We start from the raw sequence: 24,826 nt of genomic DNA, 5'->3' as shown, positions 1-24,826 counted from the left end.
ATGCCGCAGAAGCACGACGAATCCGATCAGCTCGACACCGACACCACGGACATCGACACGGAGCCCGCCGAGCCCGACGGCCCGGCGAAGGTCTCGACCGCGAAGCGAACCCGGAATCCGGCGACGCCCGCACGACGGGCGGCGCGCGCGGAGGTCCCGGACGAGGAGCCGGGCCCGCGGGCATCGTCGGGCACGCTGCGCACGGTGCTCGCGACGGTGGTCGTCGTCGCGCTCGTCACCGTCTCAGTGCTGCTGTACCTGCAGACACGCACGCTCGACGGCGAACGGCAGGCCGAGGTCGACCGCGCCCGCGCCGAGCAGATCGCCTCGGACTACGCCGTCAAGGCCGCGACCATGGACTACCGCGATCTGACGCCGTGGCTCAACGGCGTGAAGGCCGGGACCACACCGGAACTGGCGAAGAAGTTCGACTCCATCGTCGAGCTCATGCGTGAGGTCGTCACGCCGCTGCGGCTGACGTCCACCGGCCGGGCCTCCTTCGCCAAGACCACCTCCGAGGTGAACGGCATCTACCAGGTGAAGGTGGCCGTCGACGTCTCGACGCAGAACATCCAGGCCCCGCAGGGCACTGTCAGCACCAGCACCTACTCGGTGAGCCTCGACCGCAACCGGAACTGGATCATCACCGAGGCGGGCGACCCGGCCAACCCGAACGCGGTGCTCAGCGGCCTCGGCGGGACGACGACGAGCCCGTCGGCGAACCCGTCCGCACCGTCGATCCCGCAGCAGCCCGCCACCCCGACCATGCCGGCCCTGCCCGCACCGTCGGGCACCCCCAACTGACCGCCCGGAGGACCAACGATGGTGCAGCGCTTCCTCGATTACGAGATGAAGGTCTCGGAGTTCATCGGCTTCCTCGTCCTGGTGGGCATCCCGTACGGGATCATCGGCCTCATCTGGTCGCTGACCCACATGGACCACCTCGGGGATCTCAGCGGGATCGACCGGATCGTCTCGTTCCTCGGCGCCATCGTCTGCTGGCCGGTGCTGCTCTTCGCGAACGTGACGATGCAGTGATGGCGCTGGTGTGGATCATCGATCTGGTGGTCCAGTACGTGAAGATCCTCGGCGGCCGCCAGCGCGTCCCGTCGGTGGTCCGGATCGCGGCCTGGCTCCTGCTGATCGGCGCCGTGGTCGCGGGCGCCGGCCTCGTCGCCTTCGGGCTCGTCCGCCTCAACGACCACCTCGGCACCCTCCCGCCGACGCGATAGGAGCACCACCGTGTCACGTTCGCACCGTCCCACCGAGAACGACGCCGGCGACGCGCCGCTCACCCTCGAGCGCACCAGGATTCGCGTTCCCGGCACCCACCGTCGCTACACGAGCCGCGACCTCGCGGTCACCGACGCGCTCGACTTCTGGGGCTTCGCGGGGGCCGCCGCCAACGTCGCGATGCAGATGATGAACCCCGGCGTCGGGCACGGCGTGGTGGAGTCCACCGTGGAGAGCGGCGCCCTGATGAAGCGGCCCTGGAAGCGCGCCCGCACCACGACGCAGTACCTCGCGGTCGCGATCCTCGGTAGCGAGGCGGAGAAGGAGGCGTACCGCGAGGCCGTCGACGTGGTGCACCGGCAGGTGAAGTCGAAGCCGGGCGCCGCGGTGAAGTACAACGCCTTCGACCGCGACCTGCAGCTGTGGGTGGCCGCCTGCCTCTTCGTCGGCTTCGAGGACGCCTACCAGCTGCTCAACGGGAAGCTCCCCGCGAATCAGGCGGAGAGCTTCTACCAGTCCTGCGCGACGCTCGGCACGACGCTGCAGGTGCCGCGCGACATGTGGCCGGCGACGCGCGCCGACTTCGACGAGTACTGGCTCCGCGCGTGCGCCGAGACCTCGCTCGACGAGCCCGTCGCGGCGTACCTCGACGACCTGCTGAACCTGCGGATGATCAACCGGCCGTTGCGGTTCGCGTTCGGAGGCCTGCTGAAGTTCCTCACCGCCGGCTCCCTCGCCCCGTACTTCCGCGAGCAGATGGGCGTGCGCTGGACCGCCGCGGATCAGCGGCGGTTCGACAACCTCTTCGTGTTCGTGGGTTTCGTCAACCGCTTCATCCCGCGGTTCCTGCGGTTCGGACCGACCCGGTCGCTGATGGTGGACCTCCGGCTACGGATCGGTGCGGGCAAGCCCCTCGTCTGAGCGACGCGCGCCCCCGGGGTCACGCCGGGAACAGCACCGCACAGACGAGGGCGTAGACCTCGGCCTGGAAGTCGGGGTCCGGATCGAAGCGGCGGGTACGGCCCACGTCGAAGACGACCGCGAAGGCCGCGTGCACGAGGAAGGTGGCCTCGGCGGCGCTGAGTTCCGGACGGACCGCCACCACCGCGTCGGCGAAGGCGGCGATGTTGGCGCGCTGGATCCCCGCGAGGCGGCTGCGGTCGGCGTCGGGGACGTTCCCGATCTCGCGGAAGTACACGGTCATCAGCTTCGCCCGCAGGAAGGACAGCTGCACGTAGGCCTGCGCGAGCGCTGCGAGCCGGGCCGCGGGGTCCGGCACCGTCGAATAGACCTCGTCGATAGCGTCGGCAACGCCCTTGGCGGCGTGATCCAGGGCACTGACCAGGATGCCGGCCTTGCTGGGGAAGTAGCGGTACATGCCCGACGGGACGATCCCGGCCGCGCGCCCGATCTGCCCCATGCTCACGTTGTGGAAGCCGTGCTGGAAGATCTGCTCGATCGCCACGACCAGCACCTGTTCCTGGCGCCCCCCATCGGGGGCCGGTTCCGGCGGCGGCGCGACCGCGTAGGGCACGGGCGGCGCGGGCAGCGCCAGCTCCTGCCGCGCCGCGGCGCCGAGCACCGCCTCGGCGCGCTTCTGCGCCAGAACGGTGCGGTGCGCGGTGACGCTGCCGGTCACGCTGATCAGGGCCACACTGCGCAGCGCGATCTCGGCCCGGTCCACGCCGGGCAGCGCGGGCTCGGCGGCATCGGCGACGGTGCCGATCATCGCGGTGAGCTGCTCGCGGATGCGCGCGCGGTCGGCGCCCTCGAGGAGGCGCTGCTCCCAGCGGAACAGGCCGCCGGTGTTGCGGCGCTCGAAGGAGACGCCCAGGGCGGCCTCGATGATCGCGTCGATGCGCGCCTCCGGCACCTGTCCCGCGGTGGCCTCGGCCGCTGCGTCGACGGCGTTGCACAGCGCGTCGGAGGCCGACGTGATGGCGTGTTCGAGCAGCGCGTACTTGTTGGGGAAGTGCCGGTAGACGGCGGGCCCGCTGATGTCGAGCGACGCGGCGATCTCCTCGATCCCCACGCCGTGATAGCCGCGCCGGGAGAAATCCTCAGCGGCGACCCGTGCGATCTGCTCGCGCCGGTCCTTGGGCCGCTTCCGCCGCGCCTGAGTCACGTCCACTCCTCTTCACCGTCCGCTTCGAGACTACTCACTGCCAGGAGCCCGTCCGCGGTGTACCGTCAACACTATAAGTAAGTGAACATTCACACACCGATTCGGTGGAAGAACCCGAAGGACCGCGCATGACTCGCAGCGCCGAGCCCACCACCACGACCTCCGCGGCGGAGACCGCACCGTCGGCGCCGCCGGCTCGCCCCGTCGACCCGGTCGCGGCGGGGTACCGCATCACCATCACCGCGCCCGCACGGCCCGCGCACGTGCTGACCACCCTGCGCGACGCGATGGACGTGACCTCGCTCGCCGCGGGGGCCGCGAACGTGGTGATGCAACTGGTCAACAAGCCCGTCGCCTACGGCGTGATGGAGTCGCCCGTCGACTCCGGCTCCCTGTACCGGCACCCGGTCAAGCGCACCCGCACGACCATCAGCTACCTCGCGGTCGCGGTGCTGGGCACCCCACAGGACAAGGCCCGCTACCGCGAGGCGGTCAACACGGCGCACCGACAGGTCCGGAGCACCGCGTCGAGTCCGGTCAAGTACAACGCGATGGATCGCGGCCTGCAGCTGTGGGTCGCGATGTGCCTGTACATCGGCTACGAGGACACCCACCAGCTGCTCCGCGGCCGCATGAACCGCGAGCAGCGCGCACTGTTCTACCGCGACGCCGCCCCGCTGGGCACCACGCTGCAGGTGCCTGCGGACCTGTGGCCCGCCACGCCGGAGGCGTTCGACGCGACGTGGGTCGAGCTGTGCGCCACGCGGATCAACCCCGACGAGACCGCCCGCACCTACCTGCGGCAGCTCGTCGACTTCACCTTCGTCGGCAACCTGCCCGGCCCGGTCAAGGCCTTCAACCGGTTCATGAACGCGGGCTTCCTCGCGCCGAAGTTCCGGGAGGCCATGGAGATCGAGTGGACCGCGCGTGATCAGCGGCGGTTCGACGCCTTCTGGCGGCTGGTGGCCTTCAGCAACCGGTTCACGCCGCTCGCGCTGCGGCGCCTGCCCTACCACCTGCTCCTCGCCGACCTCCGCCTGCGCGGGAAGTTCGGTCGTCGGCTGGTCTGAATCGGCGGCGCACGACGGAGCCGGGGTCCTCGTTCGGAGGGCCCCGGCTCGTTGTCCCGGCCCTCGCCCGACGGGCCGGGCGGGCACCGTCGGGCGGCGGGACCGTCAGCCGAACTGCCGGCGCAGCACCGGCTTGGTGACCTTGCCCGTGGGGTTGCGCGGCAGCGCGTCGATCACGACCAGGTGGCGCGGGTGCTTGTACCGGGCGATGTGATCGTTGAGGAACTCCGAGAGCGACTCGACCGTGAGCTCCGCCCCGTCGCGCAGCTGCACCACCGCCACGACGGCCTCGCCGAAGCGGTCGTCGGGCTTGCCGATCACCGCCACTTCGGTCACGTCGGGGTGCGCCGCGACGGCGTTCTCGACCTCCACCGAGTAGATGTTCTCGCCGCCCGAGATGACCATGTCCTTGGCGCGGTCGACGACGTAGACGAAGCCCTCCTCGTCCATCCGGACGAGGTCGCCCGAGTGGAACCAGCCGCCGTGGAAGGCCTCCCTCGTGGCCTCGAGGTTGTTCCAGTAGCCCGACATCATGTTGGGCCCGCGGTAGACGATCTCGCCGACCTCGCCGCGCGGCACGTCGTTGCCCTCGGAGTCGATGACGCGGGCCGCGACGGTGCGCACCACCTTGCCGACGGAGCCGAACTTGCGCAGCGCGTCGGCACCCGAGAGCGCGCAGGTGACCGGCGACATCTCGGTCTGGCCGAAGACGGCGCAGATCTCGGCGTCGGGGAAGGTCGCGGCCAGCTCGCGCAGCAGGGTCTCGCTCGCCGGCGCCGCGCCCCACCACACGAACTTGAGCTTGAGGTTGCGCGGGCGCGCCTTCTGCTCGGCGACCGCGAGCTGCCACTGCATGGGGACCATGAACATGCTCGTGATGCCCTCGCGCTCCAGGGCGTCCAGGGTCTGCGCCGGGTCGAACGCGCCGAGCGGGAAGATCACCGAGGTCAGGCCCTGCACGAAAGCCGTCGCGAGCACGCCGAAGCCGGCGATGTGGAACAGCGGGACGGCGACGGCGCCCACGGCGTCCGGGTCGACGACGCCCGGCGCCACGAGGTTGTTCCAGCCCTGCGCGGTCATGTTGACGTGGGTGAGGACCGCGCCCTTGGGGCGGCCCGTGGTGCCGGAGGTGTACATGATCAGCGCCGGAGAGTCCTCCGGGACGTCGGCGTGCGGGTCGGGGCGCCCCTCGGCGATGAGGTCCTCGAAGCCGAGCGCCCCGGCGGCCTCGTCGGCACCGTCGAACCGGATGCGCAGGCCGAAATCGGCACCGGTCCCGGCGACGCCGGCGATGAGCGGGTCGAACGGCGCCTCGTAGACGACGGCGCTGCACAGCGTGTCCTGGACCAGGTAGGCGACCTCGGGCGGCGCCATGCGGAAGTTGACCGGGACCGCGATGGCGCCGAGCGCGGTGACGCCGAGCGCGGCCTCGACGTACTCGATCCGGTTCAGCCCCAGGATGAGCACGCGGTCGCCGGCCGCGATGCCCCGCTCGCGCAGCGCGCCGGCGAAGGCGCCGACGCGCTCGGCCAGCCCCGCCCAGGTGACCTCCTTGTCGAGGTAGCGCAGGGCCGCCTGATCGCCGCGCATGACGGCGTGGTTCCGGACGCTGTTGTTCCACGTGTTGCGCTGCGAGCTGCGGGGTTCCTCCGCGCGCGGGTACCAGGCGATGTTCTCAAGAGACGTCATGTATGCGATTGTGTTCTAGAACATGTTCGACGGGAGCCGAATCGCGCAAAGTTAAAGAATAGTGATTCACTTGTGATCATCCCGGAGACAGCACCCATGGAAGGAACACCGTGCCCGAAGCATTCATCTACGAGGCGATCCGTACGCCCCGCGGCAAGCAGCGCGGCGGCGCCCTGCACGCCACCAAGCCGCTGGACCTGGTGGTCGGCCTGATCGACGAGCTCAAGAACCGCTACCCGACCATGGACCCCGCCGCGATCGACGACATCGTGCTCGGCGTGGTCTCGCCCGTCGGCGAGCAGGGCGGCGACATCGCGCGCACCGCCGCCACCGTCGCCGGCCTGCCCGAGACCGTGGCCGGCGTGCAGATCAACCGGTTCTGCGCCTCGGGCCTGGAGGCCACCAACATGGCGGCCCAGAAGGTCGCCGCGGGCCTGGGCGACGACCTGGTGCTCGCCGGCGGCGTGGAGTCCATGTCCCGCGTGCCGCTCGGCTCCGACGGCGGCGCCATGCACCAGGACGTCACCACCAACTACGACACGTACTTCGTGCCGCAGGGCATCGGCGCCGACCTGATCGCGTCGATCGACGGCTACACCCGCGAGGACGTCGACCAGTACGCCGTGCAGTCGCAGGCCAATGCCGCGGCCGCGTGGGAGAACGGCTGGTTCGCCAAGTCCGTCGTGCCCGTCAAGGACATCAACGGCCTGACGGTGCTCGACAACGACGAGCACCGCCGCCCCGGCACCACGCTCGAGGGCCTCGGCAAGCTCCGCCCCGCCTTCGACGGCATCGGCGAGATGGGCGGCTTCGACGCCGTCGCGCTGCAGAAGTACTACACCGTGCCGAAGATCAACCACGTCCATACGGGCGGCAACAGCTCGGGCATCGTCGACGGTGCCGCCCTACTGCTGATCGGCAACGAGAAGGGCGGCGCGAAGGCCGGCCTGACGCCGCGCGGCCGCATCGTGGCCACCGCCGTCACCGGCTCGGAGCCGACCATCATGCTGACCGGCCCCACGCCGGCCACCGAGAAGGTGCTCGCCGCAGCAGGCTTGAGCAAGGAGCAGATCGACCACTGGGAGCTCAACGAGGCGTTCGCGTCCGTCGTGCTGCGGTGGATGAAGGACATGAAGCTCGAGCGCGAGCAGGTGAACCCGCTCGGCGGCGCCATCGCGCTCGGCCACCCCCTCGGCGCGACCGGCGCGATGCTGGTCTCGACGGTGCTCGACAACCTCGAGCGCACCGGCGGCCGCTACGGCCTGATGACCCTGTGCGTCGGCGGCGGCATGGGCATCGCCACCATCATCGAGCGCCTCTGACCGGCCGGAAAGACTACGGAGACAACAACTGACATGGCTGAGAACATGATCCGCTGGGAGCAGGACGCCGACGGCATCGTCACCCTGACGATGGACGACCCGACCAGCTCCGCGAACACCATGAACGACCTCTACCGCGAGTCGATGGGCGCCACCATCGACCGCCTGGAGGCCGAGAAGGACGCCATCACCGGCGTCGTGCTGACCTCCGCGAAGAAGACCTTCTTCGCCGGCGGCAACCTGGGCCTGATCCGCCAGGCGCGCCCCGATGACGCCGCGACGCTGCGCGACAACGTCGAGTCGATGAAGGCCGCGCTGCGCCGCCTCGAGACCCTCGGCAAGCCCGTCGTCGCCGCGATCAACGGCGCCGCCCTGGGTGGCGGCCTCGAGATCGCCCTGGCCACGCACCACCGCATCGCCGCCGACGCGCGCGGCTCGCAGATCGGCCTCCCCGAGGTGACCCTGGGCCTGCTCCCCGGCGGCGGCGGCGTGACCCGCACCGTGCGGCTGCTGGGGCTGCAGGGTGCGCTCATGGGCGTCCTGCTGCAGGGCCCGCGGATGAAGCCCGCCAAGGCCAAGGAGGTGGGCCTGGTCCACGAGGTCGTGGGCACCGTCGAGGAGCTCATCCCCGCCGCGAAGGCGTGGATCAAGGCCAACCCCGAGGGCGGCGTGCAGCCGTGGGACGTCAAGGGCTACAAGATCCCCGGGGGCTCGCCCTCGTCGCCCGCGATCGCCGCGAACCTGCCGGCGTTCCCCGCGAACCTGCGCAAGCAGCTCAAGGGCGCCCCGATGCCCGCGCCGCGCGCCATCATGGCCGCCGCGGTCGAGGGCGCGATGGTGGACTTCGACACCGCCAGTGTGATCGAGGGCCGCTACTTCGTCTCGCTCGCCACCGGTCAGGTGTCGAAGAACATGATCAAGGCGTTCTTCTTCGACCTGCAGACCATCAACGGCGGTGGCAGCCGGCCCGAGGGCTACGACAAGTACACCGCCAAGAAGGTCGGCGTCATCGGCGCCGGCATGATGGGCGCCGCGATCGCGTACGTCTCCGCCAAGGCCGGCATCGAGGTCGTCCTCAAGGACATCGACCTCGACGCCGCCAAGCGCGGTAAGGCGTACTCGGAGAAGCTCGAGGAGAAGGCGCTCGCCAAGGGCCGCACCACCGCCGAGAAGTCGGCGGAACTGCTCGCGCGGATCACGCCGACCGTCGATGCGGCCGATTTCGCCGGCGTGGACCTGGTGATCGAGGCCGCGTTCGAGTCGGTCGAGGTGAAGCACAAGGTGTTCCAGGAGATCGAGGACATCGTCGAGCCCGACGCCGTCCTGGGCTCCAACACCTCGACGCTGCCGATCACCATCCTCGCCGAGGGCGTCAAGCGCTCCGAGGACTTCATCGGCATCCACTTCTTCTCCCCCGTGGACAAGATGCCGCTGGTGGAGATCATCCGCGGCGCGAAGACCTCGGATGCGGTGCTGGCCAAGGTCATCGACTACACGCTGCAGATCAAGAAGACGCCGATCGTGGTCAACGACTCGCGCGGCTTCTTCACCTCCCGCGTGATCGGCACCTTCGTCAACGAGGCCATCGCGGCCGTGGGCGAGGGCGTGAACCCGGTGCTGATCGAGCAGGCGGGCCAGCAGGCCGGCTACCCGGCCGCGCCGCTGCAGCTCATGGACGAGCTGACCCTGACGCTGCCGCAGAAGATCCGCAAGGAGACCCGTGCCGCCGCCGAGGCCGCCGGCAAGCCGCTGCCGCCGCACGGCAGCGACGCCGTGGTCGACGCGATGGTGGACGCGGGCCGCACCGGCCGCAAGGACGGCGCGGGCTTCTACGACTACGTCGACGGCAAGCGCACCGGCCTGTGGCCGGGCCTGAAGGATCTCCTGCCCGCGGGCCAGGACATCCCGCTGCAGGACATGATCGACCGGATGCTGTTCGCCGAGTCGCTCGAGACCGTCCGCTGCTTCGACGAGGGCGTCATGGACTCCGTCGCCGATGCCAACATCGGCTCGATCTTCGGCATCGGCTTCCCGGCCTGGACCGGCGGCGTGCTGCAGTTCATCAACGGCTACACCGCGCCGGACGGCACCGTCGGCCCCAAGGCCTTCGTCGCCCGCGCGCAGGAGCTGACCAAGTACGGCGAGCAGTTCACCCCGCCCGCCTCGCTGGTCGCCAAGGCCGAGGCCGGCGAGACCTACGAGTAGGACTCGCTGACCGCTGGAGCACCGAGAGGCCCGGCATCACCTGTGCGGTGGTGCCGGGCCTCTCTTGCTGATGCGGGCCCGGGCTACTGCTGCGCGTCGAAGCGAGCGCCTGCGGGATCGCTCTTCAGCACACCGATCACGATGGCGCCGGCGATGCTGAGGAGGCCCACCACGGGGATCAGGTTCACCAGGAACAGCGCGAGGTACCACCACCCCGACTGGTTGGCGTCGTGCAGGCGCCGGATCGTCAGACCGATCGTCCCGAAGGAGACGGCGAGCAGGCCGATCCCGACGATGACCGCCAGCACCAGGACCACGCCCGCACCGACACCGTCGCCGAGGGCCGACCCCACCCCCGCGAGCACGCCCACGGCGAAGGCGACCAGCATGACGAGCAGCAGCGCCCACCAGTACTCGCTCTTCGACGCGCGACCTGCGGCGACGAAGTAGTTCCGGAAGAAGCGCTTCACCGCCTCACCGAAAGTCGCACCGCGCAGCGGAACCGTCAGGTCCTGCGGATTCCGCGGCTCCGTCGTCGGTGCGGCGTACTCGTACGTCATGAATTCCCCCTCGTATCCCCGGCCGCCGGCGCGGCCGCTCACGGAAACTTTAGGATCCTACATACACAATTGCCAATGTGCGGTCCGTCACGAAGGTCGATCGAGCGACGTTCAGTCGGTGAAGCGGGCGGGACGTCATCGGAGCGCGACCAGGCGGATCAGGTCACCGTGAACCTTCCCTCGCACCGACCGTGCGGCGTGATCGGAATGCCGACGGGCCCGGGCGTCGTGGTCCTGGACTCCGCACTGCTCGTGATGCTCACCGGCCCCGTCCCGGTCACGGCGGTGAGTTCGACGAGGTTGTTCGCCGCGCCGTCGAGGTGACCGCGCGCGCCGGTCCGCAGGTTGTGCCAGTCGACGGCGACGGTGGTCGGCATCACGACGCCGGTGTACAACGGCCCCAGGTCCTGCCAGACCTTGACGACGACCCCGCCCGGGGGAAGGTTCCGTTTCCCTACGGACACTTCGATGTTCGGAGCCCTGCACAGGACGACATCGTGCGCGTCGCCGGGCGTCGGTGGCGTCGCGGACGCCGTCGGGACGATCGCCGCGATCGCCGCGGCGGCGACGCCGAGGGCGCCGCTGAATCGGAGAGTGACATGCTGCACGTTCTCGCCTTTCTTCTCTGTCGGATCGATGGGGGGCAGGGGGCCGGTATCACCCGCCCTCGCGGCGGCCCGGGGCGCCGGTCGAGGCCGCGTACCAGGAACGCAGCGCGGGATGCAGTGCCGCGGCGTAGATTCCGATCTCGCAGACGGCCAGCGCGACGTGCGCGAGGCGTAACCAGCCCGGCCCCGGGGCGACGGCGGCCGAGACCAGGAGCAGGATCGCGGCGGCGACCGCGACCCGGCGGCACCGCCGGTACGCAGTCGTACTCCCTCGCGCGAGCCGTCGCAGCGCCAGCGGCCAGCTCACCGCGAGCAGCACTCCGAACGTGACGCGCCCCCACAGCTGTGCGAGCAGCGCGGAGCGCGGGGCACCGGGGTCCGCAGCCTGCGCGCGGGCCAGCAGATCGTCGTGCTGGAGAACCGAGACCGCCGCGACGATCACCACGATGGTGACGGTGGCGACGACCGGCGGGATCAACAGTCGCCACGCCGAGGGCGGCGCGGGCGCTCCGACGCCGGAAGCGTCCGGTGCACCGCGTGATCCGGTGCGCGGGGCGATGCGCCGCGCAGCCAGGGCGACCAGGGCCGCGGCGGCCACCGCGCACACGATGTTGCCGATGAGGTCCACGGAGCGGGAACCACCCCCGACCGGTTCGTGGGGGAAGGCGATCCAGGCGTACGTGGCCATCGCACCGGCAGTGGCGGCGAGCCGGTGCGGGGCTCCCCATCCGCGACAGCGGGACCAGTACCCCACAGCCCACGCCAACACCCCCGCGACGAGGAACCAGGCGGCCACGCTGATCCACTGGGACCACCCGGCCGGCCAGAACATGACGAGTACCAGCATCGAGCTGGTCGGGAGCAGGGTCGCGACTCCGACCAGCCACGGCGGAGGCGCGTCCCGCGCCACTCGCGGCCGGCCGGCCGGGACGACGCAGGCGAGAACGATCAGGACGACGATCACCGCGATCGACAGCGCGTGTTGCAGCGGCGTCGCGCGGAACGGGTCTTCGACACGGGTCCCGACGAAACCGATCACGACGCCGGCACCGAAGAGCGCCGCGGCACCCGCGTACCCCGGCCGCGCGAGCCACGGGGTCGTCCGTCGGTCCGGGAAGAGCGCCTCGACGAGGGCGATCGGGACGCAGATGCTCCAGATGACGTGGAGCGAGAGCACCGCCTGCACGATGGAGACGTTGGTCCCCGGCACGGGGAGGTAGGCGTCCCCCGCGAGCGCATCGTGCGCTCCGCTGTAGCCGGGGTTCCACAACAGTTGGTCGACGGGGCCCTCTTCGATCAGTCCGTACGCCGCGGCGAGGAGGATCATCGACGGCCATCCGCGGAGGGCGCGGCGGACCGTCTCGCGGATGAACAGCGCTCCACCCCCGTAGAGCGGGGTGAACAGCACCAGGATCGGCACCTTGTCGAGGGTCAGGTTCCCGAGGAAGAACTCCCCGACGATGGGGGCGAGAACGACGAGCACGACCGCGGGTGCCGCCGAACGCCGGCGCCGCGCGCCCGCATCCGCGTCGCACGCGCCGTCGGGGTCGGCACTCGTCATCGCGCGCCCTTCGGTACCGTCGCGTCATCGGCACTCGCCCCCGGCCGCGCGACGCGCGTGCGGCCCGGCAGCAGTCGGTCGACGAGCACCAGGCCCACGGCGATCTGGAGTAGGCAATCGAGGTAGTGGCAGTAGAACGCCCCCGTGTACCCCGGCCCGCCCCAGGCATTGGCGGTGAAGGAGGGGTCGAGGCCGCCGAGGACCTGCTGGCCCATCCGCCACACGAGGTACAGGCACACCACGAGCAGCACCGTCACGGGTACGGCCCGCAGCGGCGATCGATGCACCGCGCGGACCCGCCGCGCGAAATCGGCCGACAGCGGCATCGGTGGCCGCACCGCCGGGTAGCGCACCGCCGCCACGATCCAGGCGAGCGCGACGCCGGTCAGTGCGATGTGCACGCCCCACGCTTCGGTGCCGGGGCTGTGCCCCACAGCGGTCGGTCGCTCGGCCACGAACTCGCGACCACCGGCGACGACCCCGAGGCCGAAGGCGGCCAGCGCCGTCGCGGTGAGCCACGGGGACAGTCGGCACCGTTCGAGCATGGCTCCAGGATTCACCGTCGCGCCTCCCGGACGCATCCTCCCGCGGGTCCGAGTCACCGTCGCCCGGGGTGGAGGTGCGCGACAGTCGGGTGGTCCGGAAGGAGGACCCGCGGATCGTTCGCGGGTCGGGTTCTCCGATCGCGACCTGGTCCTATGGTGGTTGGAGTGGGTACTCGTCGAGCATTGCTGATCGACAGCACGGTGGCGGTGATCTGTTTCGCCTGGGTCACCGGCCCGGAGATCGTGCGCGCTCCCACGGAGTCGTCGGCATGGGCGGCGGGTCTCGTCGGCGCCGCCGCGATCGCACCCACCGTACTGTGCAGGCGATTCCCCGTTCTCGCTCTCGGCTGCGTCTCGGCCGTCCTCGTCCTCGCCGCGCTCGCGGACCTCCGGTTCACCTGGCTGGTGAGCAATGCGGGCCCGGCCTTCGGCATCGCGGTGGGGTGGGCCGCCTACCGGCTGCCCTGGCGTACGTCGCTCATCGTGTGCGCACTGGCCGCATTCGGCGTCTCCGCGGTCGGCTTCGCGGTGTGGAGCACCTACAGCGAGCACGACCAGGACGCCGTCCAACTGATCATCGCGATCCCCGCGTGGCTCCTGGGCACGCTCCTCGGTCGCGAAGGTACCCATCGCGACCGGCACCTCACCGAACAACGCGAGATCGAGGCCCAGAAGGAGGCCCGGATCAGGGCTGAAGAGCGCCTACGCGTATCGCGGGAGATCCATGACGTCGTGTCCCACAGCCTCAGCATGATCGCTCTCCGCAGCGGCGTCGCACGGCTGGTGATCGACCGCGACCCGGACGAAGCACGCTCGGCGCTCCGAGCCATCGAGGAGTCGAGCCGAGGGGCGCTCGACGACGTCCGGCGTGTCCTGGGCACCCTCCGCGACACCTCGGCCCCGATCTGCCCCGGGTTGTCGGACCTGAAGCCCCTGGTCACCACGCAGTGGCCGGGCGGGGTGGAGGTCGCGCTGGTGGACCGTACCGACCACTCCGCGCTCGATCCGCACGTTCAGACCACGGCCTACCGGATCGTTCAGGAAGCGCTCACCAATGCGGTGCGGCACGCTCGGGCCTCGCGCGTGGCGATCGAGATCGCCCTGGCGGGAAAGGAACTGACCGTCCGGGTGACCGACGACGGTGCCGGCGCCACCGCCACGGCGACGCCCGGCCTCGGCCTCACCGGCATGCGGGAACGGGTCGCGACGCATGGCGGGGTCCTGACGCTGGGCAACGTCGACGGCGGCTACCGGGTGGAAGCGGTGATACCACTGTGATCGAACCGGTTCGCGTGCTGATCGCCGACGACGAGGCCCTCGTTCGTGCCGGCCTGAGGGCACTCATCCAGGCCTCGCCGGGCGTGGAGACGGTCGGCGAGGCGGCCACCGGGGACGAAGCCCTCCGCGTCGCCGCGCAGACCGATCCGGACGTGGTCCTCATGGACGTGCGGATGCCGGTCATGAACGGGACGGAGGCGACGGCGCATCTCGCTGCGCGAGGGCTTCGGGCCAAGGTACTGATCGTGACCACTTTCGACGACGACGAGGTCGTCTTCGCGGCGTTGCGGGCGGGTGCGAGCGGGTTCGTCCTCAAGGACACCACACCGGAGCGGTTGATCGACGCCATCCGGACCGTCGCCGACGGCGAATCCCTCCTGAGCCCGTCGATGACCCGCCGTCTCATCGGCGAGTTCGTCACCCGCCGCCCCGAAGTGAGCTTGGCACGTGACCGCTTGGACGGGCTGACCCAGCGTGAATGCGACGTCCTGCGCGCGATCGCCGCGGGATTGAACAACGACGAGATCGCTTCCGCACTGTTCATCAGCATCACGACCGTGAAGACGCACATCTCGAGACTCCTCGCCAAGCTCGGCGTGCGGAGTCGGACCCAGTTGGCTATCGCCGCGTACGAGACCGGGCTGGTCATTCCGGGCTCAGGCTGAACGGTTCGTACGGGTGGCCCACAGCCCGGCGACGAGCGCCAGGCCCCACACGAGGAAGAGCGGATCCCACAGCAGTGCATGACCGAGAGTGGCGGTGCGGTCGTAGGTCTCCGGTGCTCGGGCGAGAATCCCCGCCGCCAGCAGCGCGGACGACACGGTATTGACGGCACCCCAGAGAACGAGGACCCCGGCGCCCGCCCACATCGCACCGCGCAACACGCAGGGGATCCGGCGGCACCGCAGGAAGATCACGAGGGGAACGACGGCGGCGGCGCCCTTGGCGATCCCGACCACGCACAGCAGCCGACGTCGCCCGGCGAAGGCGTCCGCGACTTCGCCCACCGTGTCGAGCAGCACGTCGCCGCCCAGCCCCCAGTACACGCTGAACAGGGCATGGACCACGCCGGCCACGGCTGCCGCGACGAAGCCTCCGCGGGCAAGGTCCACTCGCGATCGGTCCATCGACCGGCATCTCCTCCATCGCCGTCACAACGCTGACGCCACCCCATCCGGACCCGGATCGCGGCATCGACCCCAGTGTGCCGCAATCGACTCCGGAGCGCAGTACGGCTCACCGGGCAGGCGCGCCGAGCTAGAGGCTCAGTCGGTGAAGCGGGCGGGGCGCTTGTTCAGCATGGCGTCGACGCCCTCGCGGTGGTCGTCGGTCTTGAGCAGGATGACCTGCGACTCCGTCTCGCGGCGCAGGGCGTCGTCGAGGCCGGCGAGGGTGGAGGCGTTGACGGCGCGCTTCGTGGCGGCGATCGCCTCCCGGGGCCCGGCCGCGAGCTTCGCGGCGGCCGCGGCGACGGCGCCGTCGAGCTCCTCCGCGGGATGAACGGCGGTGACCATGCCGGCCGCCAGCGCCTCCGGGCCGTGAACCCGGTTGCCCAGCAGCGCCATTCCCATCGCGCGGGTCCGGCCGATGGCGGCGGGGACGAGTGCCGTGGTGCCCGCGTCGGGCAGCAGCCCGATGCCCACGAAGGGCAGCAGGAAGTACGCGGTGTCGGCGACGAAGACGAGATCGGCGGAGAGCGCGAGGCCCACGGCCATGCCCGCGCACGGGCCGTTCACCTCGGCGATCACCGGGATCGACGCCCCGACGATCGCGCGGATGTAGGCGTTCACCGCCTCGAGCGCCTCGTGCGGCTCGGCGGCCTCGCCGGCCAGGTCGGCGCCGGTCGAGAAGGCCCGACCCTCGCCGGTGACCACCACGACACGGACCGCGGGGTCGGCGTCCGCCTCCTCGATGATGCGGGCCAGCTCCCACGCGGCGCGAATACCGAAGGCGTTCATGCGCTGCGGGCGGTCGATGGTCACCGTCAGGACGCCGCCCGACAGGTCGCGCCGGAAGTCCTCGCTCACGCCACGCCCTCCGCGACCTTCGCGAGCGGAGCGAGACGGCGCTCGATGATCGCGCCGCCCTCGGCGATCATCCGCTCGATGAGCTGCGCGCACGTGGGCACGTCGCGAATGAGGCCCTGGCACAGGCCCACACTCCAGATGCCGGCCTCGACGTCGCCGTCCTCGAAGACCTTGCGGCCCCGGGCACCGGCGACGAGGTGCCGGATGTCCTCGAACTCGCAACCCGCCGCCTCGGTCTCGACCACCTCGACGGAGACCGAGTTCTTCGCCACGCGCGCGGTGTTGCCCAGCGTGCGGAAGATGAGCTTGGTATCGAGTTCGGAGTTGGCGACGATCTGTGCCTTCACCTCGGGCGCGATCGGCGACTCGACGGTGCACAGGAACCGGCTGCCCATGTTGATGCCGTCGGCGCCCAGCGCGATGGCGGCGACGAGGCCGCGGGCGTCGGCGATGCCGCCGGACGCGAGGATCGGGATGTCCAGCGCGTCGGCCGCGGCGGGGATCAGCACCAGGCCGGGAATGTCGTCCTCACCCGGATGGCCCGCGCACTCGAAGCCGTCGATCGACACCGCGTCGACGCCGATGGCCTGCGCCTTGAGCGCGTGCCGGACGCTGGTGCACTTGTGGATCACCTTGACGCCGTTGTCCTTGAGGTACGGCAGGAACTTCGCGGGGTTCGAGCCGGCCGTCTCGATGATCTTCACGCCGGACTCGACCGCGGCGCGCAGGTACTCGTCGTAGGGCGGCGGGTCGATCGTCGGCAGCACCGTGAGGTTCACGCCGAACGGCTTCGCCGTGAGCTCGCGGGTGCGCGCGATCTCCTCGCGCAGGTCCTGCGGCGACGGCTGGGTCAGCGCCGTGAGGATGCCGAGGCCGCCGGCCTCGGAGACGGCGGCGGCGAGACGGGCCCGGCCGACCCACATCATGCCGCCCTGGACGATCGGGTACCGGACGCCGAACTGCTCGGTGAAGCGCGTGGAGAACATGCTCCGAAAGCTAGCACAGATGAGAGAACAGTCTCTAACATATCGGCCAGATACCTGATCCGATTCTGGAGGACCGTCATGACCGCACCGTCGAAGACCGCGACCGGTGAGCTGATCTCGACCGACCCGCGCACCGGAGCCGAGGTGGCGCGCTTCCCCGTCGCCGACGCGGCCACCGTCGTCGGCACCGTGGACCGGGCCCGCGAGGCCGCGCAGTGGTGGGGCGACCTCGAGCCCAAGGCCCGCCGGAGCTGGCTGCTGCGCTTCCGCGGCGAGCTCGCCCGCCGCTCCGAGGACCTGGCCACCGTGATCTCCGCGGAGACCGGCAAACCGCACGACGACGCGCTCCTCGAGGTCATGCTCGCGATCGTCCACCTGGACTGGGCCGCGAAGAACGCCGAGAAGGTGCTCGGCCGCCGCAGGGTCGGCACCGGGATGATGGGCGCCAACCTGACCGCCACCGTCGAGCACCGGCCGTTCGGCGTGATCGGCGTGATCGGACCGTGGAACTACCCCGTCTACACGCCGATGGGGTCGATCTCGTACGCCCTCGCCGCGGGCAACGCGGTCGTGTTCAAGCCCAGCGAGCTGACGCCGGCCGTCGGGCAGTTCCTCGCCGACACCTGGGCCGCCGCGTGCCCCGCCCAGCCCGTGCTGCAGGTGGTGCACGGCCGCGGCGACACGGGCGCCGCCCTGTGCCGCGCGGGCGTCGACAAGCTGGCGTTCACGGGCTCCGCTCGAACGGCGCGCACCGTCATGGCCGCGTGCGCGGAGACGCTCACGCCCGTGGCGATCGAGGGCGGCGGTAAGGACGCGATGATCGTGGACGCCGATGCGGACGTCGACGCCGCGGTGAAGGCCGCGGCGTTCGGTGCGTACGGCAACGGCGGGCAGACCTGCGCCGGGGTCGAGCGGGTGTACGTGGTCGCGGACCGGTACGACGAGTTCGTCGACAAGCTGGCCGCGGCGTCGCGCGAGATCCGCGGCGGCGAGAGCGACGGCGCCGACTACGGCCCCGCGACCATGCCCGCGCAGTTGCGGATCATCGCCGCGCACATCGACGACGCACTGAGCCGCGGCGGCCGCGCCCTCGTCGGTGGGCGGGAGTCGGTCGGCGAGCGCACCGTGCAGCCCGTGCTGCTCGTGGACGTGCCGGACGATTCGGCCGCGGTCACCGAGGAGACCTTCGGCCCCACGGTCGTGGTCACTCGCGTCGCGGACATCGACGAGGCGATCGACAAGGCCAACGACAGCACCTACGGGCTCTCCGCCGCGATCATGACGAAGAACCTCGCCCGCGGCCGGGAACTGGCCCGCCGGCTGCGCACGGGTGCGGTGGCCGTGAACTCGTTCCTCTCCTTCGCCTCCGTGCCCGCGCTCCCCTTCGGCGGCATCGGCGATTCCGGATTCGGCCGGATCCACGGCGCGGACGGGCTGCGCGAGTTCAGTCGCCCGCAGTCCGTGGCGGCGCAGAAGTTCGCGCTGCCGATGGACCTGCTCTCGTTCACCCGCAAGGAGCGCGACATGAATTCCGTCCGGATGATGCTCAAGCACCTGTACGGGCGCTGATCTGAAGTTCCGAAACCGCGCCTCAGTGAGGGCGCGGCGAACCATTCGCGGCGTCGCGCCTCTCGAGGCGGGTTTCAGAACGGACGCCGCCGTACGGTGGGAGCGCAGGCGTGGGTGCTCCTGGCGTGCGGCGTCGCCCCGGAGCCGACGTACCCGCTCCTCAAGCTTGCGCTGCTGCTCGCGGTGCCCGCGGCGGTGTTCGCGCTCGATCGGCGGTGGGGCCGGCGGTAGCCGGACCCGACGGCCCGCGCCGGGTGGGCGCCGGCGCCCGCCGTGATCGCCTACCCGGCCGTGTACCCGGCGCTCAGTGACCGGAGCGAGAACTTCTTCGCCGGCGAGCCGCTGCTCGACGCGGCGCTCCTGCTGCTCGTCGGCTTCGCCGTGAACGCGCTGCTCGAGGAGGTCTTCTACCGGCAGTGGCTGCTCACCCGCCGGCGGGCGGTGCTCGGGCCGTGGGCGGCCGTCGCGCTCTCCGCGGTGGTGTGGGCGTCCTTGCACGTCGCTATCCAGGGGTCGGGCGACCTGCCGCTGGACGCGATGAACGTGCTCGCGAACCAGGGCGTGAGCGGGCTGTTCCTCGGCTTCCTGTGGCTGCGGTACCGGGTGATGTGGCCGCTGCTGGTGATCCACGGCGTGTGGAACGCGAACCCGCTGCAGCTGCTCACCGACGGATCGTGACGCACCGTCGACCGGCCCGTCCGACCGGGGCCGATAGGGTGGGGCGCATGTCCCGGCCCAGCTTCCGCCCCGATCGGGTGGCGTGGACCGTGCTCGGTCTCACCGTTCTCGCACTCGTCATCGGCTACCAGATCAAGGCGCAGTGCACCGGCGCGCCCTTCGACGAGTTCGGCCGCTCCGAGGGCTTCGCGTCGACGCCCGGGCGGATCTGCTACTCCGACATCCAGTTCCTGTGGACCGGCCGCGAGGTCAACAACCACGTCTTCCCGTACCTCACCGGCTGGATCGACGGCGACGGCAAACTGCAGGGCGGCGCCATCGAGTACCCCGTGCTCAGCGGCCTGCTGTTCTGGGTCGGCGCGATCGGCGCGCACAACGACGCCGAGTTCCTCCTGCACATGGCGCTGCTGCTGGCGCCCTTCGGCCTGCTCACCGGCTGGGTACTGGCGAAGGTCTCGGGCCGCACCGCCGCGCTGTGGGCCGTCGCACCGCCGCTCGCGCTCTACGCCTTCCACAACATGGAGCTCCCGGTCGTGGCCGCCGCGACCGTCGGCTTCGGGATCATGGCCTGGGCCGACCGCACGGGCGGCTCCATCCGGATACCGGCGATCGCGACGGCGGCGGTCCTCGCCGTCGGCTTCGACCTGAAGATCTACCCCGGGCTGTTCGTCGCGCCGCTGGTGCTGTACGTGCTCACCCACGGCAGGTCCGGCACCGTCGCCCTGCCCGACGGCCCCGGTCGGCGCGCCCGCGTCGACTGGCGCCTGCTCGACTGGGTGGGCGCCGCGGCCACCGCGGCGACGGCGGTGGTGGTGGCCGTCGCGATCAACGTGCCGTTCATGGTCTTCGGCTTCGAGGGCTGGCGGGCCTCGCTGAAGTTCCAGGAACTGCGCACGGCGGACCTGTCGACCAACTCGATCTGGTACTGGGGCGTGCTCAAGGCCTTCGACGATCCGAAGGACTACGACGCCTTCGTCGCGTCGATCTCACCGCTGCTCATCGTGATCTCGATCGCCGCACTGCTGGTGTACGGCTGGCTCCGCTACCGGGGCACCGGGGTCTACCCGTGGCTCGGCGTGAGCGGGGCGATCCTGGCGGCGTTCATGCTCTTCCACAAGGTGCATTCGCCGCAGTACGTGCTGTGGCTGCTGCCCTTCTTCGTCCTGCTCAAGGTCGACTGGCGGCTCATCGCCGCGTACCTGCTGTTCGACCTCAGCCTCGAACTCACGGTGTGGAACTACTTCTCCGAGCACGCGGCGAACCTGCCGATCACCTGGTGGGTTCAGTGGGGCGTGTGGATCGGCGTCTGGGGCCGGGCCGCGCTGCTCGTGGTCTTCATCTGGTACCTGCCTCGCTGCGCGCTGCGGCTGCGCAGCCAGGAGGAGTCCGGCGCACCGTCGAGCACGCCGCCCGCCGGATCGTCCAACGGCGGCGAGTACGGGCCCGGGTACGTCGACCGGACCAGGTCCTCGTCGGGCCGGTAGATCTGCCGGACCACCAGCGCGCACAGGCCGATCACGGCGAGATCGCGCAGGAGGACGGTGGCCGTGAAGGCCTGCTCCGGCAGGCCCCTGTTCTGCATGCCGAGGAAGTACATCATCCGCGGTACCCAGACGAGGGCGTCGATGGTCATCCAGGCCAGCAGGAGCCGGGTGTGCGGGATCGCGAGCACCGCCAGCGGCACCAGCCACAGTGAGTACTGCGGGCTCCACACCTTGTTCACCACCAGGAAGCCGGCCACCAGGAGGAAGGCGAGCTGCGCGACGCGCGGCCGCCGGGGGGCCCTGAGCGCGAGGTAGCCGACGCCGGCGATCACGGCGAGGAAGAGGACCAGCGTGATGGCGTTCGCCAGCGACGAGGCCCCACCGCGCGGGCCCTGCCCGCCGAACACCCAGCCGCCGGTGAAGGAGCTGATGACGGCGTAGATCGAATCCATATCGACCGCGCGGATCGAGTTGCGGTGGAAGAACTCCCACCAGCCCCGCGGAGCGGCGACGAGGATCGGCAGGTTGACCGCGACCCACGTCGCGAGCGCCAGTGCGGTCGCCGTGAACCAGGGCCGCAGCCGGCCCGCGCGCAGGCACAGGAGGAACAGCACGATGAGGAGGAACGCCGGGTAGAGCTTCGCGGCGGTACCCAGCCCCAGGACCACGCCGGCCCACGCGTGCTTCTCGCGCGACCACAGCAGCATCCCCACGGCCATCGCCGCCACGGCGATCGCGTCGAAGTTGGTGAAGGCGTGCACGATCACCAGCGGCGACGCGGCCATGAGCATCGCGTCCCAGGGCCGCCGCGCGGCCGGGCGCGACGGGGACGCCGCGCCGCCGGCTAAGCGCGTCGTGGCCCACACCGCGATCAGCCAGAACAGGGCCAGCCCGACGGCCGCGACGGTGAAGAACAGCACCACCTCGATCGCCGCGGGCACGCCCCACTTCTCGTGCAGCGCGACCCACGCCTTGGCCACCTTCATGGCGGCGTACTGGTACATGCCGGTGAGCACCGGGTACTCCATGTAGCGCTCCTGACGGGCGCCCGTGGGATCGGTGTCGAAGAACTGCGTGACGTAGGGCATGAGGCCCTCGCTCAGGCGTTCCGCGCCGTACAGCGGCACCGTGTCCGAGTAGCACATCGCGGCGTACGGCCGGTTGCCCGACCAGTCCAGCACCAGCTGCCCGCCCTCGGACTTCTGTTGCAGGCAGCCGGCCTTCGTGGTCCAGCCGAGCGCCAGGAACAGCACCGCGACCAGTAGGATCAGGCGCAGCGGGGTGAAGAAGCGCTGGAAGCCGACGAGCGCGTGCGCGCCCACCGGACCACCGAGCACCGTCGAGAAGTCCCGCGCGACCGCATCCGTATGACTGGGTACGTCCCGGTCCGGCTCGATCACCGTCGCCGGGTCGAACGGGCCGGGGCTGACGTGGAGACGATCGTCCCCGTCGTCCTCCGCTGCGGAAACCGCTGCGGGAGCCGCTGCGCGGGGGTCCGTCACGGCACCGGGTTCGTCACCCGCGGCGCGACCGTGCGGCCACCGTTGCCGGGAACCGTCCCGTTACCGCCCGGGCGGGGCCGCGTGGTCGGCCCACCGGGGTTGGTCGGGTTGCCGCCCGGCTGCGTGGTGGTCGGGTCCCACGGGAAGGTCGGCAGCGGCACGCCGGGCAGGCCCGGAACGGTGCGGGTGGCCGAACCGCTCTCGCCCGCCGACGCGGACGCGGACGCCGAACCCGACGACGTGGGTCGCGTCCGGGTCTCCACCGGGACGCCCGCCTGCCCACCGATCATGCCGGGGGTCGGGAAGGACTCGTAGTCGGTGTCCGAGAGCGCGCCGTCCATCGTCTGCTTCCAGACGGTCGACGGGACGCCGGAGCCGTAGATCGGCCCGCCCCAGCCGTTGGTGATGGGGCCGCCCTTATCGTTGCCGACCCACACCGCGGTGGAGATCGACGGGGTGTAGCCCACCATCCAGGCGTCCTTGTTCTGGCCGGTGTCCTGGTACTGCGCGGTGCCGGTCTTGGCGGCCGAGGCGCGCCCGCCGGCGAGCCCGTTGCCGTTCGAGTACGAGGCGATGGGCTGCAGGGCGGCGGTCACGTTGTTGGCGACGTCCTTGCTGAACCGGCGCTCGCCCGGGTCGTTCTGCCGGTCCAACAGCGTGCGGCCGTCGGCGGTGGTGACCTTGCTGATCAGGTGCGGCGCGCGGTAGATGCCCTCGGCCGCGAAGGTCGCGTACGCGGAGGCCATGTCGATGGGGCGGCTCTGGTACTGACCGAGGACGACGCCGCCCTCGACGCCGCTGCCGTCGGCCTGCTCCAGGGTCTTCTTGATGCCGCCGAAGCTCTCGGCGACGCCCGCCTTGTGCGCCGCGTCGGCGACGTCCTGCGCCTGCTTGTTCAGGTCCATCATGAGGCGGTAGTAGACCGTGTTCAGCGACATCTTCATGGCGGTCGCCAGGTTGCAGCTGCCGCAGGACTCGCCGTCGGAGTTGTTGACCGTGACGCCCTGCGCCTTGAACGGCGAGGAGGAGTACACGCGGGAGAGGCCGATGCCCTGCTCGAGGCCCGCGACCAGCGCGAAGACCTTGAACGACGAGCCGGTCTGCAGGCCGGCCTGGACGCGGTCGTAGCCGTTGCCGTCGCTACCGCCGTAGTAGGCGAGCACGCCGCCGGTCTTGGGGTCGACGGAGACGATCGCCGTCCGCAGGTCCTTCGGCTGGTTCTCGGCCATGTTCGCCGCGGCCTTCACGGCCGCGGACTGCGCCTGCGGATCGATCGTGGTGGTGATCTTCAGGCCCTGGTAGGTGAGCGCCGACTCGTCGATGCCGGCGTCCTTGAGCTCGCGGATCACCTGCGACTTGATCAGGCCGTTCGGGCCCGCCGACAGGTCGTCGCCGTTGCCCCGTCCCGGCGCGATGGTCTTCGGGAACTGCAGCGCGGCGCGCTGCGCGGGGTCGAGGGTCTTCATGTCGACCATGCCGTCGAGCACGTAGTTCCACCGGCCGGTGGCGTCGGGGAGGTGCGTCGTGGGCTCGTACAGCGACGGGCCGCGGACGAGGCCGGCGAGCAGCGCGGCCTGCTCGACCTTGAGGTCCTTGGCGTTGACGTTGAAGTAGGCCTTGGCGGCCGCCTGGAGGCCGTAGGCGCCGCGGCCGAAGTAGATGGTGTTGAGGTACGCGGCCATGATGTCGTCCTTGGACCAGGAGTTCGACATCTTGGTCGACATGATGAGTTCCTTCCACTTGCGCGTGAGGGAGGACTCGTCGCCGACCAGGGCGTTCTTGACGTACTGCTGCGTGATGGTGGAGCCGCCGCCGGCGTCCTCGCCGTCGCCGGCGACACCCGGGATCCGCTTCCACACGGCGCGCGCGAAGCCCTTGACCGAGAAGCCGGGGTTCGTGGCGAACTCCCGGTCCTCCGCGGCCATGATGGCGTTCTTCATGACGTCGGGGATGTCCTGCGCCGGCAGGATCTCGCGGTTGCCCTCGGGCGGCACGACGCGCGCGATCGGCGTGTTGCCGTCCTTCATGACGATGGTCGCGACCTGGCTCGTCTGGATCTCGCCGGGCTGCGGCACATCGGTGCGCCAGTAGCCCACGAGGAAGGCGAGCAGGGCGATCACCATGATCAGCGCGACCGCGGCCACGCCGCCGGTCACGACACGTCGGAACAGTGAACCGCTCACGAGCGCTCGCAGGCCCTTCTTGTCGGAGTCGTCATGGTCGCCGTCATCCGGCTCGTCGGGGCCGCCGCCGTCGCCACCGCCGGGACCGTCGCCACCCGGGCCATCGCCGCCCGGGCCGTCGCCACCGGGACCGTCGTCGCCGGGGGCGGGCGCGGCGGGCGCCGCCTTGCGGATCACGACGGGCTGCTCGGCGGGCGCGGC

23 protein-coding genes and 1 pseudogene are annotated in these 24,826 nt (G+C 70.8%); 13 read left to right on the top strand and 11 right to left on the bottom strand.

The features are described 5' to 3' along the window. From ACNAYW_RS00120 to ACNAYW_RS00105, 4 genes are read left to right on the top strand one after another with little or no spacing between them, the layout of a single operon-like run. Complete coding sequence (locus ACNAYW_RS00120; protein WP_415847788.1) at window positions 1-804, top strand: hypothetical protein; 804 nt, start codon at window positions 1-3, stop codon at window positions 802-804. A gap of 18 nt (window positions 805-822) precedes the next feature. Then, window positions 823-1,038 carry a hypothetical protein gene (locus ACNAYW_RS00115; protein WP_415847787.1) on the top strand — a complete coding sequence of 72 codons (216 nt, stop codon included), beginning with the start codon at window positions 823-825 and terminating at the stop codon, window positions 1,036-1,038. Continuing rightward, window positions 1,038-1,232, top strand: a complete 195-nt coding sequence (locus tag ACNAYW_RS00110; protein WP_415847786.1) for a hypothetical protein — start codon at window positions 1,038-1,040, stop codon at window positions 1,230-1,232. The genes ACNAYW_RS00115 and ACNAYW_RS00110 overlap by 1 nt, the downstream gene beginning before the upstream one ends. Window positions 1,233-1,242: 10 nt before the next feature. After that, the gene (locus ACNAYW_RS00105) at window positions 1,243-2,154 is read left to right on the top strand and encodes an oxygenase MpaB family protein (protein WP_415847785.1); all 912 of its coding nucleotides are present in this window, start codon (window positions 1,243-1,245) and stop codon (window positions 2,152-2,154) included. Between the two features lie 19 nt (window positions 2,155-2,173). Here ACNAYW_RS00105 and ACNAYW_RS00100 read toward each other — a convergent pair whose 3' ends face one another. Then, a complete protein-coding gene (locus tag ACNAYW_RS00100; RefSeq protein ID WP_415847784.1) occupies window positions 2,174-3,358 on the bottom strand; it encodes a TetR/AcrR family transcriptional regulator in 1,185 nt (394 codons plus the stop codon). A gap of 128 nt (window positions 3,359-3,486) precedes the next feature. Here ACNAYW_RS00100 and ACNAYW_RS00095 point away from each other — a divergent pair, with 128 nt between their 5' ends. Next, window positions 3,487-4,428 (top strand): oxygenase MpaB family protein, encoded by a 942-nt coding sequence (locus ACNAYW_RS00095; protein WP_415847783.1) that lies wholly within the window; start codon window positions 3,487-3,489, stop codon window positions 4,426-4,428. A gap of 105 nt (window positions 4,429-4,533) precedes the next feature. On the opposite strand, the gene ACNAYW_RS00090 is transcribed toward ACNAYW_RS00095, so the two are convergent. Continuing rightward, window positions 4,534-6,117: an AMP-binding protein gene (locus tag ACNAYW_RS00090; RefSeq protein WP_415847782.1), complete on the bottom strand. Its 1,584-nt coding sequence runs from the start codon at window positions 6,115-6,117 to the stop codon at window positions 4,534-4,536. 110 nt (window positions 6,118-6,227) lie between these two features. Here ACNAYW_RS00090 and ACNAYW_RS00085 point away from each other — a divergent pair, with 110 nt between their 5' ends. Further along, a complete protein-coding gene (locus tag ACNAYW_RS00085; protein WP_415847781.1) occupies window positions 6,228-7,439 on the top strand; it encodes an acetyl-CoA C-acetyltransferase in 1,212 nt (403 codons plus the stop codon). A gap of 33 nt (window positions 7,440-7,472) precedes the next feature. Then, on the top strand, window positions 7,473-9,644 hold the full coding sequence (locus ACNAYW_RS00080) for a 3-hydroxyacyl-CoA dehydrogenase NAD-binding domain-containing protein (RefSeq protein ID WP_415847780.1): 2,172 nt from the start codon (window positions 7,473-7,475) through the stop codon (window positions 9,642-9,644). A gap of 83 nt (window positions 9,645-9,727) precedes the next feature. Here ACNAYW_RS00080 and ACNAYW_RS00075 read toward each other — a convergent pair whose 3' ends face one another. The 4 genes from ACNAYW_RS00075 to ACNAYW_RS00060 form a co-directional block, all read right to left on the bottom strand. Further along, window positions 9,728-10,204, bottom strand: a complete 477-nt coding sequence (locus tag ACNAYW_RS00075; RefSeq protein WP_415847779.1) for a DUF805 domain-containing protein — start codon at window positions 10,202-10,204, stop codon at window positions 9,728-9,730. Window positions 10,205-10,362: 158 nt separating this feature from the next. Then, a complete protein-coding gene (locus ACNAYW_RS00070; RefSeq protein ID WP_415847778.1) occupies window positions 10,363-10,812 on the bottom strand; it encodes a hypothetical protein in 450 nt (149 codons plus the stop codon). A gap of 49 nt (window positions 10,813-10,861) precedes the next feature. Continuing rightward, on the bottom strand, window positions 10,862-12,373 hold the full coding sequence (locus ACNAYW_RS00065) for a hypothetical protein (RefSeq protein ID WP_415847777.1): 1,512 nt from the start codon (window positions 12,371-12,373) through the stop codon (window positions 10,862-10,864). Further along, a complete protein-coding gene (locus tag ACNAYW_RS00060) occupies window positions 12,370-12,918 on the bottom strand; it encodes a hypothetical protein (protein WP_415847776.1) in 549 nt (182 codons plus the stop codon). The genes ACNAYW_RS00065 and ACNAYW_RS00060 overlap by 4 nt, the downstream gene beginning before the upstream one ends. Window positions 12,919-13,083: 165 nt before the next feature. Here ACNAYW_RS00060 and ACNAYW_RS00055 point away from each other — a divergent pair, with 165 nt between their 5' ends. Then, on the top strand, window positions 13,084-14,196 hold the full coding sequence (locus ACNAYW_RS00055; RefSeq protein ID WP_415847775.1) for a sensor histidine kinase: 1,113 nt from the start codon (window positions 13,084-13,086) through the stop codon (window positions 14,194-14,196). A gap of 14 nt (window positions 14,197-14,210) precedes the next feature. After that, on the top strand, window positions 14,211-14,861 hold the full coding sequence (locus ACNAYW_RS00050; protein WP_415847774.1) for a response regulator: 651 nt from the start codon (window positions 14,211-14,213) through the stop codon (window positions 14,859-14,861). Here ACNAYW_RS00050 and ACNAYW_RS00045 read toward each other — a convergent pair. The 3 genes from ACNAYW_RS00045 to ACNAYW_RS00035 all read right to left on the bottom strand — a co-directional run bounded on the left by ACNAYW_RS00045 (window position 14,853) and on the right by ACNAYW_RS00035 (window position 17,209). Continuing rightward, window positions 14,853-15,323 (bottom strand): DUF3995 domain-containing protein, encoded by a 471-nt coding sequence (locus tag ACNAYW_RS00045; protein WP_415847773.1) that lies wholly within the window; start codon window positions 15,321-15,323, stop codon window positions 14,853-14,855. The two genes, ACNAYW_RS00050 and ACNAYW_RS00045, sit on opposite strands and share 9 nt — an antisense overlap. 138 nt (window positions 15,324-15,461) lie before the next feature. After that, window positions 15,462-16,223, bottom strand: a complete 762-nt coding sequence (locus tag ACNAYW_RS00040) for an enoyl-CoA hydratase-related protein (protein ID WP_415847772.1) — start codon at window positions 16,221-16,223, stop codon at window positions 15,462-15,464. Beyond that, window positions 16,220-17,209, bottom strand: coding sequence for an NAD(P)H-dependent flavin oxidoreductase (locus ACNAYW_RS00035; protein ID WP_415847771.1), 990 nt, complete (start codon window positions 17,207-17,209; stop codon window positions 16,220-16,222). Before ACNAYW_RS00035 ends, ACNAYW_RS00040 begins: the two co-directional genes overlap by 4 nt. Window positions 17,210-17,287: 78 nt before the next feature. Here ACNAYW_RS00035 and ACNAYW_RS00030 point away from each other — a divergent pair, with 78 nt between their 5' ends. The 4 genes and pseudogenes from ACNAYW_RS00030 to ACNAYW_RS00015 all read left to right on the top strand — a co-directional run. Continuing rightward, window positions 17,288-18,778 (top strand): aldehyde dehydrogenase family protein, encoded by a 1,491-nt coding sequence (locus tag ACNAYW_RS00030; RefSeq protein ID WP_415847770.1) that lies wholly within the window; start codon window positions 17,288-17,290, stop codon window positions 18,776-18,778. 96 nt (window positions 18,779-18,874) lie between these two features. Further along, window positions 18,875-19,009: a hypothetical protein gene (locus ACNAYW_RS00025; protein ID WP_415847769.1), complete on the top strand. Its 135-nt coding sequence runs from the start codon at window positions 18,875-18,877 to the stop codon at window positions 19,007-19,009. 42 nt (window positions 19,010-19,051) lie between these two features. Then, window positions 19,052-19,456 carry a CPBP family intramembrane glutamic endopeptidase gene (locus ACNAYW_RS00020; RefSeq protein WP_415847768.1) on the top strand — a complete coding sequence of 135 codons (405 nt, stop codon included), beginning with the start codon at window positions 19,052-19,054 and terminating at the stop codon, window positions 19,454-19,456. 47 nt (window positions 19,457-19,503) lie between these two features. Then, window positions 19,504-20,847 (top strand): annotated as a pseudogene (locus ACNAYW_RS00015) (hypothetical protein); the annotation flags it as partial. Here the strand turns inward: ACNAYW_RS00015 and ACNAYW_RS00010 are convergent. Together ACNAYW_RS00010 and ACNAYW_RS00005 are read right to left on the bottom strand one after the other, a co-directional pair. Next, on the bottom strand, window positions 20,739-22,340 hold the full coding sequence (locus tag ACNAYW_RS00010) for a glycosyltransferase family 87 protein (RefSeq protein WP_415848198.1): 1,602 nt from the start codon (window positions 22,338-22,340) through the stop codon (window positions 20,739-20,741). The pseudogene ACNAYW_RS00015 and the gene ACNAYW_RS00010 sit on opposite strands and share 109 nt — an antisense overlap. Window positions 22,341-22,438: 98 nt before the next feature. Next, complete coding sequence (locus tag ACNAYW_RS00005) at window positions 22,439-24,625, bottom strand: transglycosylase domain-containing protein (RefSeq protein ID WP_415847767.1); 2,187 nt, start codon at window positions 24,623-24,625, stop codon at window positions 22,439-22,441. Between the last annotated feature and the right edge of the window lie 201 nt (window positions 24,626-24,826).

This window comes from Tsukamurella ocularis, assembly GCF_965138335.1.
Classification (GTDB): domain Bacteria; phylum Actinomycetota; class Actinomycetes; order Mycobacteriales; family Mycobacteriaceae; genus Tsukamurella; species Tsukamurella ocularis_A.
The sequence above is the reverse complement of the archived record's forward strand: the minus strand, read 5'-3'. Positions and strand labels throughout refer to the sequence as shown.